Here is an 11,580-nt window from a genome sequence, read left to right on the forward strand (position 1 = left end):
GCCCTGCTCAAAGCGCTACCCCATCGCCGGAGCGGCGGCGGTCCGGCCGGAGAGCTGACGGCGCGCCCAGCGTGCCAGCTTCTTGCCCTTGCCTTTCCACCAGTTGTCCTCATCCTTGTCGTGGTGCAGGCGGAAGATGATGGCCATCAGCACGAACATCCCCATCACGACATCGATCCAGGACGCCAGCACCAAGGCGATCAGCACGGTCACGCCGTTGGCAATGATGGACGGAACGGCCAACGTCCGGAAAACGGTGCTGGCCACGTAGCGCCGGTGGGACCGCGGGACGGACAGGGCACGCACCATATCGAAGCACACGCACACCACCACCACGGTCTGGCCGAGGGCCAGCAGGATCTGGCCCGGAAGTGAACCGCTGAACGCTGCCACAGCTTCCATGCCCGGGCTCATCGGACATCCCCGGCGCCGTCACGGCAGGGAACCTGCCCATGGGTACCAAACATAAAAACCCCCAGAAACTTGGAACCACTGCCGCTGGTCCAGCGGCAGTGGTTCCATTCAAGTTTCCGGAGGTGGAAGCGTCACGAGTAGTAGGTACTCTATTTTCGGCCGGCTCCCCTAGGTGGCTTACCTACTGGCCGATGGCACGCGGCCGCCAAACCACCACGGCCTGGGACCTCGGGCGCGGACGCTGGCCACGGGCAAGGGTCACCACATCACCCGCCGCGCCCGCCGCGAAGATCCGTGAGTCGAAGGACTGCTGGCGCCGGCTGAGTTCTTCGGCGAGCTCGGAAACCCGTCGCTGCAGGGCGGCCACCTGGTTCTCAAGTTCCAGGATCCGTTTGATGCCTTCGAGCGAGACGCCCTCCTGGGACAGCCGCTGAACCTCGCGCAGCATATTGACGTCCCGCTGCGAGTACCGGCGGGACTTCCCGGGCGCACGGCTGGGCGAAACGATGCCCAGCCGGTCGTACTGCCGCAGCGTCTGGGGGTGCATGTCCGCCAGTTCAGCCGCCACCGAGATCACGAAGATGGGCTGGTCTGAGTTGATGTCCACGGCTCACCCCGCTGCTAAAGCCGGGCCTTGGCGGCCAAGCCCTCACGGACGTCGGCTCCGGACGTGGCCTCGGCAAACGCCTTGACCGCGGCTTCGGCTTCCTTGTTCAGGTTCTTGGGAACGGCGACGTCGATGGTCACCAGCAGGTCGCCGGTCCCCTTCGACGTCTTCACGCCTTTGCCCTTCACCCGCAGCGTACGGCCCGACGGCGTCCCGGCCGGAACGCGGACCCGCACCTTTTCGCCCTCGATGGTGGGCACCTCGACGTCTGCGCCCAAAGCCGCCTCCGGGAAGGTGACCGGGACGTGGATGCGCAGGTTGTCGCCGTCGCGCGTGTAGAAGGGGTGCGGCTGGACCGCAACGGTCACCACCAGGTCACCGTTGCCCGCAGGACCGGGCTGGCCCTTTCCGCGGACCCGAACCTTCTGGCCGTCCTTGATGCCGGCCGGGACACGGACGTCGATGACCTCACCGCTCGGCTCGCGCAGGCCGATCTGGGTGCCGCGGATGGAACCGGCAAACGAAATGCTGGTGGAGGCGGTGCGGTCCGCGCCCTTCTGCGGGGCACGCTGGAATCCGGTCTGGCCGAAGCCGCCACCAAACAGGTCGGCGAACTCGGGCGGGATGCCGCCGGAGGACGGGTTGAAGCCGCCCGCATGCCTGCCGGTGTTGCCCGTAAAGAGGCCGCCGAACAGGTCCTCGAACCCGCCGTTGGTGGCACCGCCGCCGCCTGGAGCGAAGCGGGCACCGCCTCCCATCGCCCGGATGGCGTCGTACTGCTGGCGCTCGTCCGGATCGGAAAGGACAGAATAAGCCTCGGAGATGTCCTTGAACTTCTTCTCGGAAGCAGTGTTCCCCGAGTTCGTATCAGGGTGGTGCTGCCGCGCAAGCTTCCGGTAGGCCTTCTTGATGTCGGCGTCGGAAGCGTCCTTGGCAACACCAAGGATCTTGTAAAAGTCCTTGTCCACCCAATCCTGGCTAGCCAATGGCGTTTCCTTTCGAAGTCTTCTAACTAGCAGCTCTCCGCGGTACAGGGGCCCCCGCCCCTTCGCGTGGCGGCTGGTCCTTGCGGACCTCAGCCGCCACGCTCCGGCAGGCCCGATGCCACTCCCGGGGCCCCTGTACCGCTGCGAGCTTTGTGGTTACCTCACCTTAGGCGAGATGACCGCCGGCGCGGAGGCCGGATAGGGGGCGGCGGTGTGGAGGGCACCGCGGAGCGGGCACCGCCCCCTATCCGGCGTAGCGCCGGAAGTACCCCGACTACGCAGGGACCGCGACGATGACCTGGGCTGCGCGGAGGACTCGTTCGCCGGACTTGTAGCCGGACCGGAGTACCTGGCTGACCGTGTCCACTTCGAGGTCCTCGCCCGGCTGCTGGATGAGGGCCTCGTGGATGGTGGGATCGAACTCCACTCCGGTCTCATCGATGCGTACCAGCCCGTACGTCTTCAGCGCGTTCTCCAGCTTCATGGCGATCGCGGCGAAGGGTCCGTCCGTGAGGTCACCGTGCTGGCGGGCGGCGTCGATATCGTCCAATACCGGCAGCAGTGAGTTCAGGACGCCGATGACGGCCATCTCCCCTGCCACGGCCCGGTCGCGTTCAACGCGCTTGCGGTAGTTGACGTACTCGGCCTGCAGGCGGAGGAGGTCGTTCTTCAGCTCGGCCGCCTCGGTGCTGCCGGCACTTGCCGGGACGCCCTGGGCTACGGATTCCTCCGCCGGCACCTCGATGCCGTTGAGGATTTCCTCAGCCTGGGCCAGCGCGTCGCCATCGTCACCGGAACCCGCAGGACCGGCGCCGGGGGCAGTGTTTCCGCCGTCAGCGTGACCGTCCTCGGGGTGCCGGGCCTTGCCGGTCACCGGGTCAACCTTGCGGTTGTCCCGGATGACCGGTTCGCCGTTGCCCTGCTTGGCCTCCTGGAGGTGCTCTTCACGGGGTGACGTGTTGTGCTCTTCCTCGTTACCGTGATGCGGCATGGTTACTTCTTCGCTTCGTCTTCGTCGATGATTTCGGCGTCAACGATGTCCTCGTCGGCAGCTTTGTCCCCGCCTGCGGCACCAGCGGCTCCTTCAGCACCTGCGGAGGCGCCTGCGCCGTCCGGCGAACCGGCCTGGGCGTAGATGGCCTCGCCCAGCTTGGTCTGCGAGGCCTGCAGCTTCTCGAAGGCGGACTTCACCGCGGCGTCGTCGGTGCCTTCGAGCGCCTTCTTGAGATCGTCGACGTCGGTCTGAACCTCGGTCTTGACCTCTTCAGGCAGCTTGTCCGCGTTGTCGGCGATGAGCTTGTCCACGGAGTAGGCGAGCTGCTCGGCGGAGTTGCGGGTATCGGTTGCCTCGCGGCGGGCCTTGTCCTCGGCTGCGTGCTCCTCGGCGTCACGGACCATGCGGTCGATGTCCTCCTTGGACAGCGCGGTGCCGCCGGTGATGGTCATGGACTGTTCCTTGCCGGTGCCCTTGTCCTTTGCGGAGACGTGGACGATGCCGTTGGCGTCGATGTCGAAGGTGACCTCGATCTGCGGGATGCCGCGCGGCGCGGGGGCGATGCCCGTCAATTCGAACGTACCCAGCGGCTTGTTGTCGCGGGTGAACTCACGCTCGCCCTGGAAGACCTGGATTGCCACGGACGGCTGGTTGTCGTCAGCGGTGGTGAAGGTCTCGGACCGCTTGGTGGGGATGGCGGTGTTGCGTTCGATCAGGTGCGTCATCACGCCACCCTTGGTTTCGATGCCGAGGGACAGCGGGGTGACGTCGATCAGCAGGACGTCCTTGCGCTCACCCTTGAGGACACCGGCCTGGAGGGCTGCGCCAACGGCCACAACCTCATCCGGGTTCACGCCCTTGTTCGGCTCCTTGCCGCCGGCGAGTTCCTTGACCAGGTCGTAGACGGCCGGCATACGGGTGGAGCCACCCACGAGGACGATGTGGTTGATGTCGGAGAGCTTGATGCCCGCTTCCTTGATCACATCGTGGAACGGCTTCTTGGTGCGCTCGAGCAGGTCCTTGGTGAGGTCCTGGAACTTGGCGCGGGTCAGCTGCTCATCCAGGTGGACCGGGCCGTCGGGGGTGACGGACAGGTACTGGAGGGAGACGTTGGTGCTGGTGGAGGAGGAAAGTTCCTTCTTCGCCTGCTCAGCTGCTTCGCGGAGGCGCTGCAGGGCGATCTTGTCCTTGGACAGGTCGATGCCCTTGACCTTGAGCTGGTTCAGCAGGTAGTCAACGACGCGCTGGTCCCAGTCGTCGCCGCCCAGGCGGTTGTCACCGGCGGTGGCGCGGACCTGGATGGTGGAGAAGTTGTCTTCGTCCTTGCCGACTTCCAGCAGGGAGACGTCGAAGGTACCGCCACCGAGGTCGAAGACCAGGATGAGTTCGTCTTCCTTGCCCTTGTCCAGGCCGTAGGCGAGTGCCGCGGCGGTGGGCTCGTTGACGATGCGCAGGACGTTCAGGCCTGCGATTTCGCCGGCTTCCTTGGTGGCCTGGCGCTCGGCGTCGTTGAAGTAGGCGGGGACGGTGATCACAGCGTCGGTGACCTTTTCGCCCAGGTAGGACTCGGCGTCGTTCTTCAGCTTCATGAGGATACGCGCGGAGATTTCCTGCGGGGTGTACTTCTTGCCATCGATGTCCACTTTCCAGTCAGTGCCCATGTGGCGCTTGACCGAAGCGATGGTTCGCTCGATGTTGTTGACGGCCTGGCGCTTGGCGATCTCGCCGACCAGCACCTCGCCGGACTTGGAAAATGCAACGACGGACGGCGTGGTGCGGCCACCCTCGGCGTTGGCAATAACGGTGGGCTCGCCACCTTCGAGAACGGAGACGACGGAGTTGGTGGTTCCGAGGTCGATACCTACTGCACGTGACATGTGTTGCTTCCTTCTTTCCTTGGAAACTTGCTGGCGCCCCAAATGATTGAGCGTTCTGCACTCAACTCTACTCAGGGCGCCGACGATGTCAATCCAAAGTTGAGCGGACCACGCTCAAGTTTGGATTTTAAGCAAGTGAAGGACCTGCTCTTTACGTGCAATTCCAGGGTTGAAGGCCGACGGCGGCCCTCCGTTCGCTGTTGGAGAACCGCCGTCACCCGGCTGCTTTACTTGAGGATCGCCTGCTGCTGCTACCTCTCCGTGTCCGTATCGCCGTGCAGGGGTCCCCGCTCCTCGGCGGTGGTGTTCACCTGCCCGTCCGTGAGCCGCTCGCGGACGCCGTCCGCTTCGCGCGCCATACCGGAGGCACCGGCGTCGCCGTAGTCGCCGTCCTCGTATTCGCCACCTTCAAGGTCTTCCGCGGGTGCACCGGCAGTGCCCGCGTCGCCGTAGTCGCCGGAAACATACTGCCCGCCCTCGCCCTCAAGGCCGGGGGCAGTGCTTCCCTTACGTGCCTCCTCGCCGGGAATTTCCGGGTTTTCAGTCATGGTGCATCTCTCCTTTGAGTTCCGCGTCCATGCGGGCGCACTTGCAGTCTAGTCAGCGCGAACTTCCCCCAACAGAGGCCGGCTCCCGGTTCCCGCCCGCCTCACGCTTCACGGCCGCATCCAGTTCGGGGCGCCCCAGCTTGCCGGGCCACCAGATGCGCGGGCCAATGTCGTAGGCGAGTGCGGGAACCAGCAGCGAGCGCACCAGGACGGTGTCCAGCAGCACCCCGAGGGCCACGATGAAGGCGAGCTGCACCAGGAACATGATCGGGATGACGCCGAGTGCGGCGAACGTGGCCGCCAGGACAACTCCGGCCGACGTAATGACGCCGCCGGTCACGCCGAGCCCCCGAAGGATCCCGGGGCGGGTACCGTGCTTCAGGGATTCCTCGCGGACCCGGCTCATCAGGAAGATGTTGTAGTCCACGCCGAGCGCCACCAGGAACACAAAGCCGAACAGCGGAACCGTGGCATCCGCGCCAGGAAAACCAAGGATGTTGTTGAAGACAAAGGCTGAAACGCCCATGGCCGCCCCGTAGGAGAGCACCACCGAGAGCACCAGCAGGACCGGGGCCACGATCGAGCGCAGCAACAGCATCAGGATAAAGAGGATCACCACCAGGACCACCGGGATGATGATCACCAGGTCGCGCTGGGCCGTGGTGTTGGTGTCCAGCGCTGTCGCAGTCACGCCGCCTACGAGCGCTCCGGGATCCACCGCCTTGACATCGGAACGGAGCGCCTTGACTGCCTCCTCGGCCTCCAGGGAGTCCGCGGCACTGTTCAGCGTGGCGTTGACCAGCACCTTCCCTTCCCGGACGTCCGGGGCGCTGGGAGCACCGGGGGTTCCGGTGATGGGCACCGAACCTTGAGCCAGCAGATAGGCGTCGCCCACGCCGTCGGCCGCCTTTACCGCGTCAAGTACCGCCTGCGCCTTCCCCTGGTCGGCAACCACGACGGCGGGGCTGCCGCTGCCGGCGTCGAAATGGCGCGCCAGCGCGTCCTGGCCGTCCACGGCGTTGGAAGCGGTGAGGATAACGTCAGTCTGCGGGACGCCGTTGGCTTTGAGCTGGAGCAGTCCCCCTGCGGCAACCACGAGCAGCAGGACCGAAGCCACCCAGACCGTCCGCGGGCGCCTGGACACCAGGGAGCCGGTGGCACGCCACAAGCCCTTCTGGCCCTCCAGCCCGGTCACGAGTTCGGGTTCCCGCTGGTCAGCCGGGACGAGAGTGGGCCGGAACGGCCAGAAGGCGGCCCTGCCGAGGAGCGCCATCAGGGCGGGAAGCAGGGTGAGGGCGGCAAACAGCGAGCACAGGATGCCGGCCGCCGCCACGGGGCCCAACGCCTTGTTGGAGTTCAGGTCCGAGAAGAGCAGGCACAGGAGCGCGATGATCACGGTGGCGCCGGAGGCCAGGATGGGCTCGAACGAGGCCTTCCAGGCTGTCAGCACGCCGGCGGTGCGGTTGGTGGTGTGGGTCAGGGCCTCCCGGAACCTGGCCACGAACAGCAGGGCGTAGTCCGTAGCAGCACCGATCACCAGGATGGACAGGATGCCCTGGCTCTGCCCGTTGAGCTGGATCCACCCGGCCTTGGCCATCCCGAAGACCAGCAGGATGGCGGCGCAGAGGGCGAAGACGGAGGTCAGCAGCACCACTATGGGCAGCAGGAGCGAGCGGTAAACAACCAGCAGGATCACGAACACAGCGCCCAGCGCCACCAGCAGGAGGATGCCGTCGATGCCGGCGAACGCCGCCGTGAGGTCAGCTGCGAGTCCCGCCGGACCGGTCACGTACGTTCGAACGCCCTCCGGGGCTGCTGCGGCAACCGTATCCCGGAGTTCCTGGACAACCTCCTTCACCTCCTTTGAAGAGTCGATCGGGACAATGAACTGCACGGCTTTGCCATCCTCTGCGGGGATGGGTCCAATCACCGCGCTCCCCGCCTGCAGCCCTTCCAGCTCGGAACGGAGGCTTGCCAAGCCGCCAAGCTGCCCAGGGCTCAGGGCTTCGTCGGCTTCCAGGACGATGACGCCGGGAACCTCGTCTGAATCCCGGAACTTGGCCTGCCAGTCCCGGGCGGCCGTGGCTTCGGCGCTGGCGGGCAGGAAAGATGCCTGGTCGTTTGACGAGACTTCGTCCACGCGCCCGAAGGTGGGTCCACCGACGCCCGCGAGCGCCAGCCAGGTCAGCACCAGGATGACGGGGATAAGCCAGCGCAGCCAGAACGGGACGCGTTCCTTGGCGGAGGAATGGGTTTTCATGATGCCTTCCGGACAGCGACGGGAGTAGGATTGATTCCATCCTAGAGTATCTCCACGATAGAGATAAGTGTTGGCCTAGCTTTTTCTTCCCCTCGCCGATACCAAGGGCTCCCCGCTGCTGAAGTAATATCCGTCAGGACGGCCGGGAGCAGGAGGCGCTCTGGCGCGGCCATACCTATGCAGCAGGAATTGGAGGTGGACGTGGCAGGCAACGATGTTCCGGGAACGCCGGCCCCTGCCCCCGGCCCTCCACCTCCGCGGCTTCAGGGGGGTGACGGCCCGCATCCGCTGATACGGCTCCTTCAGGAGTTCACGCTCGAGGCCAACCGATATGTTGACGCAGCCGGCGGCCGGAAGGACATGCACCGGACGGACCTGAATGCGCTGGCAGTGATCATGCGCCATACGGCAAACGGGGGCACCGTCACGCCCGGGCTGCTCCGGAAGGAACTGAACCTCAGTTCCCCCGCCACCACCGCCCTGATCGACCGGCTGGACAGCTCCGGGCATGTGGTGCGCGAGCGGGACAGTGCCGACCGCCGGCAGGTGCACCTTCGAATGACGCCCAAGGCCTTCGAAGACGGTGGCGCCATCTTCGCTCCGCTCTCGCGCCAGATGGGCGGGGCAATGGCCAACTTCTCCGCGGAGGAGCTGGAAACGGTCACCCGGTTCATGGCGGCAATGGTGGAAGCCACGGTGGCGGCGCGGGAAGAATCCTCGAGCGCACCCGGCTCCCCACCCAAGTAGGTAGCTCTAACTGTCGTTTTGAGGAGTCAAAACGACAGTTAGAGCTACTTGGTTGGGGGTAGCGTTTGCTTATGAGTGCGCAGCAGCCCGAAGACGACGTTTATACGCACGGCCACCACGAGTCGGTGGTCCGTGCCCATGCCGCCAGGACTGCCGAGAATTCGGCCGCGTTTGTCCTGCCGCACCTCACGCCTGGAACAGGCCTGCTCGATGTCGGCTGCGGCCCGGGCAGCATCACCTGCGATTTCGCCGGACTGGTCAGCCCCGGCAAGGTCATCGGCCTGGACCGCTCGCCGGACATCATTGCCCAAGCCCAGGCCCTCGCCGTCGAGCGCGAGGTGGCGAACGTTGAATTCGTAGCGGGCAACATCTACGACCTCCCCTTCGAGGACGAGTCGTTCGACGTCGTGCACGCCCACCAGGTGCTCCAGCACCTGACCGACCCGGTGGAGGCGCTGCGGGAGATGCGCAGGGTGGCCAAGCCCGGCGGGATCGTCGCCGTCCGGGAAGCAGACTTCCACGGCATGAGCTGGTACCCAGCCATCCCCGAGCTGGACGAGTGGATGGAGTTATACCAGCGCATTGCACGCAGGAACGGAGCAGAGCCCGACGCCGGGCGGCGGCTCGTGAGCTGGGCGCAGTCAGCAGGCTTCACCGATGTCGCGCCCACCAGCAGCAACTGGCTCTACGCCACGGGTCAGCAACGCCGCTGGCAGGCGCGCGTGTGGGGCGAGCGGGTCCTCCATTCTGCGTTCGCTGAGCAGGCACTGGAATACGGCTTCGCGAACCCGGCGGACCTGGCCAGGATCTCCGCCGGCTGGCACCGCTGGGGATCCACGGATGACGGCTGGTTCCTGATCCCCAACGGCGAGGTCATCGCGCGGGCTTAGGAACTCAGAAGGAGGCTCAGGGTTTTCCACACAGGCTCTTTCCGAATGCCAGGTCTGCCATCCGACCAAATATCGTCGGGCCATGGACTACTACGGCGACAACGAATACTGGGCGGAGCCTTATCAGGTCGAGGTTGACCAACTAGACTTGGTCAACATGGGACAGTACAACGTCCAGGAAGCAAAGACGCGCTTGTCCGAGCTGTTGAACCAGGTGGAGAACGGCGAGGATGTGGTCATCGCCAAAGCAGGCAGGCCGGTTGCCAGGCTGGTGAAAATCGAGCGCCCCCACAAGCGGGAACTTGGCTTCCTGGGGCCTCTTCACATCCCTGATGAGTTCTACGAGCCCTGGAACGACGAGGAGATGGGAACCACGGAATGACGCGGCTTCTCCTCGACACGCATGTTTTCCTGTGGGCAGTCGCCGAACCGAAGCGGCTCTCAAGCAAGGCTCGGAGCTCGATCACCAAGCTGGAAAACCAAGTGTACGTTTCGCCGGTGACGGCCTACGAGCTTTCATATAAGCATCACCAGGGAAAACTGCCGTCAGGGGCGGCCATCATCACGAGCTTTGGGCGGCAGATCGCCCACCTTTACGCTTCAGAACTTGCAATCTCGTCCCCCCATACCTTGGCCGCGGGGCAACTGGACTGGGACCACAAGGATCCCTTTGACCGGATGCTCGCGGCGCAGGCCATGGTGGAGGGGCTCACCCTCGTTACCGCGGATGAAAACCTCCAGGCTTTCGGGCCGGTGGCAACCCTCTGGTAATTGCTGGCACTAAGCTTGGCTGGTGCAATTTTCCCTTTGGCTCGCCCTGGCGGGTGCCGGCGTCCTAATCAGCTTCACACCCGGCGCCGGAGCCATCAACACGATGAGCAACTCGTTGAACGCCGGGTTCCGGCGCTCCATGTGGGGAATCCTCGGCCAGCAGGCAGCCCTGGTAGTCCATGTGGCGATCGTGGCCCTTGGGGTGGGAGTCCTGGTGGCAAGCTCGCCCATCGCCTTCAACGTCATCCGCTACTCCGGCGCAGCCTACCTGGTTTATCTGGGCGTCCGGCAGTTCCTCGCCAAGCCGGACCTCGAGCAGGAGAAGATTGCAGGGCTCCGGAACGAGCCCGCCTGGTCCATCTTCCGGCGCGGATTCTGGGTAAACCTGCTGAACCCTAAGGCAATCATCTTCTTCCTCGCCTTTATGCCCCAGTTCATCCGGCCCGAGCAACCCCTCCTGGCGCAGTATGCAGTCCTGACGGCGACGATCGTTGCCATCGACATCCTAGTGATGTGGTTCTTCTTCGCGGCGGCCGCCAGATCGTTCGAGAAATTCACCCACAGCGCCCGCGGCCAGCTGGTCCTCAACCGGTCCTTCGGCACGCTGTTTGTGGCAGTGGGAATCCTGCTGGCCCTCCTCCACTGAGCCTCCTCTGAGCGCCCTCCCCCTGCAACCCAGAAGGGAAATGACGAACAGCACAGCTTCTTTACAAGACAGTTAACCTTCATGAACCCATGGCTAGCCAACAGGCCTGTTAGCGCTCATGCTTGGGTCTATGAACTCAACGTCGAGCCCATACCGTGTTATTGCCGTCTGCACCGGAAACATCTGCCGTTCCCCCATGGCTGAGCTGATGCTTGCCGCTGAGCTGGAACGCGAAGGGCTGGGCGGCCTGGTATCCGTTGATTCGGCAGGCACCACCGGCTACGAGGCCGGACGGCCCATAGATCCGCGGGCCGCGCGGCGCCTGGGGGCCATCCAGCTCGCGCGGGGCAAACACATTGCCCGCGAGTGGCAGCACTCCTGGTTCCGCGAACGCGACCTGATCCTTGCCCTGGACATTGACCACCACGCCTGGCTAAGCGAGTCCGCCCCGGACCAGGAATCGCGGAACAAGATCCGCATGCTGCGCAGCTTTGATCCGCGGCTGGCGGACAAGCACCTGCTGGACCAAGGGATTGAGGATCCCTGGTACGGCGGGCAGGCTGACTTCGACGTCGTCTGGCACCAGGTCCATAACGCCCTGCCCGGGCTGGTCGAATACATCAAAGGGGCCGTCCTGGAAAACGCGCAGCTACAGCGGCAGCGCTGACAGGAAACGCAGCACCGGCCCACAACATCAACAGTCAAGGGAGCGCGCATCGCCGCGCACTACCCGAATCCCGCGCTAAAATCCCGGGCGCCCAGATTGTCCGGCGGCGCGGAAAGACGTTCGTCATCAACAAAAAGAACCCCCGGATGAAAGCCCGGCAGGGATAACGGTAC

14 protein-coding genes are annotated in these 11,580 nt (G+C 64.9%); 7 read left to right on the forward strand and 7 right to left on the reverse strand.

From position 1 onward, the window contains the following. Nucleotides 1-15: 15 nt before the first annotated feature. The 7 genes from AC5RVY_RS05050 to AC5RVY_RS05080 all read right to left on the reverse strand — a co-directional run bounded on the left by AC5RVY_RS05050 (nucleotide 16) and on the right by AC5RVY_RS05080 (nucleotide 7,686). Nucleotides 16-402 carry a hypothetical protein gene (locus tag AC5RVY_RS05050; RefSeq protein WP_493953710.1) on the reverse strand — a complete coding sequence of 129 codons (387 nt, stop codon included), beginning with the start codon at nucleotides 400-402 and terminating at the stop codon, nucleotides 16-18. A gap of 193 nt (nucleotides 403-595) precedes the next feature. Further along, nucleotides 596-1,021, reverse strand: a complete 426-nt coding sequence (locus AC5RVY_RS05055) for a heat shock protein transcriptional repressor HspR (RefSeq protein ID WP_493953586.1) — start codon at nucleotides 1,019-1,021, stop codon at nucleotides 596-598. A gap of 14 nt (nucleotides 1,022-1,035) precedes the next feature. Next, entirely contained in the window at nucleotides 1,036-2,007 is a 972-nt protein-coding gene (locus AC5RVY_RS05060) for a DnaJ C-terminal domain-containing protein (protein WP_493953587.1), read from the reverse strand. Between the two features lie 274 nt (nucleotides 2,008-2,281). After that, nucleotides 2,282-2,998: a nucleotide exchange factor GrpE gene (locus tag AC5RVY_RS05065; protein ID WP_493953588.1), complete on the reverse strand. Its 717-nt coding sequence runs from the start codon at nucleotides 2,996-2,998 to the stop codon at nucleotides 2,282-2,284. A 2-nt stretch (nucleotides 2,999-3,000) separates the two neighbouring features. Further along, entirely contained in the window at nucleotides 3,001-4,878 is a 1,878-nt protein-coding gene (gene dnaK / locus AC5RVY_RS05070) for a molecular chaperone DnaK (protein WP_307607751.1), read from the reverse strand. 251 nt (nucleotides 4,879-5,129) lie between these two features. Then, nucleotides 5,130-5,426: a hypothetical protein gene (locus AC5RVY_RS05075; RefSeq protein WP_493953589.1), complete on the reverse strand. Its 297-nt coding sequence runs from the start codon at nucleotides 5,424-5,426 to the stop codon at nucleotides 5,130-5,132. A 52-nt stretch (nucleotides 5,427-5,478) separates the two neighbouring features. Beyond that, complete coding sequence (locus AC5RVY_RS05080; RefSeq protein WP_493953590.1) at nucleotides 5,479-7,686, reverse strand: MMPL family transporter; 2,208 nt, start codon at nucleotides 7,684-7,686, stop codon at nucleotides 5,479-5,481. 177 nt (nucleotides 7,687-7,863) lie between these two features. Between AC5RVY_RS05080 and AC5RVY_RS05085 the strand changes: the two genes are divergently transcribed. The 7 genes from AC5RVY_RS05085 to AC5RVY_RS05115 all read left to right on the forward strand — a co-directional run bounded on the left by AC5RVY_RS05085 (nucleotide 7,864) and on the right by AC5RVY_RS05115 (nucleotide 11,574). Beyond that, nucleotides 7,864-8,433 carry a MarR family winged helix-turn-helix transcriptional regulator gene (locus tag AC5RVY_RS05085; RefSeq protein WP_493953591.1) on the forward strand — a complete coding sequence of 190 codons (570 nt, stop codon included), beginning with the start codon at nucleotides 7,864-7,866 and terminating at the stop codon, nucleotides 8,431-8,433. A gap of 71 nt (nucleotides 8,434-8,504) precedes the next feature. Then, a complete protein-coding gene (locus AC5RVY_RS05090) occupies nucleotides 8,505-9,323 on the forward strand; it encodes a methyltransferase domain-containing protein (protein WP_493953592.1) in 819 nt (272 codons plus the stop codon). Between the two features lie 82 nt (nucleotides 9,324-9,405). After that, nucleotides 9,406-9,705 carry a type II toxin-antitoxin system Phd/YefM family antitoxin gene (locus AC5RVY_RS05095; RefSeq protein ID WP_493953593.1) on the forward strand — a complete coding sequence of 100 codons (300 nt, stop codon included), beginning with the start codon at nucleotides 9,406-9,408 and terminating at the stop codon, nucleotides 9,703-9,705. Further along, complete coding sequence (locus tag AC5RVY_RS05100) at nucleotides 9,702-10,094, forward strand: type II toxin-antitoxin system VapC family toxin (protein ID WP_493953594.1); 393 nt, start codon at nucleotides 9,702-9,704, stop codon at nucleotides 10,092-10,094. Before AC5RVY_RS05095 ends, AC5RVY_RS05100 begins: the two co-directional genes overlap by 4 nt. Nucleotides 10,095-10,116: 22 nt before the next feature. Continuing rightward, on the forward strand, nucleotides 10,117-10,740 hold the full coding sequence (locus AC5RVY_RS05105) for a LysE family transporter (RefSeq protein WP_493953595.1): 624 nt from the start codon (nucleotides 10,117-10,119) through the stop codon (nucleotides 10,738-10,740). A gap of 130 nt (nucleotides 10,741-10,870) precedes the next feature. Next, a complete protein-coding gene (locus tag AC5RVY_RS05110) occupies nucleotides 10,871-11,407 on the forward strand; it encodes a low molecular weight protein-tyrosine-phosphatase (RefSeq protein WP_493953596.1) in 537 nt (178 codons plus the stop codon). A gap of 26 nt (nucleotides 11,408-11,433) precedes the next feature. Further along, a complete protein-coding gene (locus AC5RVY_RS05115) occupies nucleotides 11,434-11,574 on the forward strand; it encodes a ribosomal protein bL36 (protein ID WP_493953711.1) in 141 nt (46 codons plus the stop codon). The last annotated feature ends 6 nt before the right edge of the window (nucleotides 11,575-11,580 follow it).

The sequence above is a fragment of the Arthrobacter sp. Ha26 genome (assembly GCF_059091705.1).

Bases quoted from the DNA above. Each gene is read 5' to 3' on its own strand.
- AC5RVY_RS05050 (WP_493953710.1), bottom strand. From the start codon at position 402: ATGGAAGCTGTGGCAGCGTTCAGCGGTTCACTTCCGGGCCAGATCCTG.
- AC5RVY_RS05065 (WP_493953588.1), bottom strand. From the start codon at position 2,998: ATGCCGCATCACGGTAACGAGGAAGAGCACAACACGTCACCCCGTGAA.
- dnaK (WP_307607751.1), bottom strand. From the start codon at position 4,878: ATGTCACGTGCAGTAGGTATCGACCTCGGAACCACCAACTCCGTCGTC.
- AC5RVY_RS05075 (WP_493953589.1), bottom strand. From the start codon at position 5,426: ATGACTGAAAACCCGGAAATTCCCGGCGAGGAGGCACGTAAGGGAAGC.
- AC5RVY_RS05080 (WP_493953590.1), bottom strand. From the start codon at position 7,686: ATGAAAACCCATTCCTCCGCCAAGGAACGCGTCCCGTTCTGGCTGCGC.
- AC5RVY_RS05085 (WP_493953591.1), top strand. From the start codon at position 7,864: ATGCAGCAGGAATTGGAGGTGGACGTGGCAGGCAACGATGTTCCGGGA.
- AC5RVY_RS05090 (WP_493953592.1), top strand. From the start codon at position 8,505: ATGAGTGCGCAGCAGCCCGAAGACGACGTTTATACGCACGGCCACCAC.
- AC5RVY_RS05095 (WP_493953593.1), top strand. From the start codon at position 9,406: ATGGACTACTACGGCGACAACGAATACTGGGCGGAGCCTTATCAGGTC.
- AC5RVY_RS05100 (WP_493953594.1), top strand. From the start codon at position 9,702: ATGACGCGGCTTCTCCTCGACACGCATGTTTTCCTGTGGGCAGTCGCC.
- AC5RVY_RS05110 (WP_493953596.1), top strand. From the start codon at position 10,871: ATGAACTCAACGTCGAGCCCATACCGTGTTATTGCCGTCTGCACCGGA.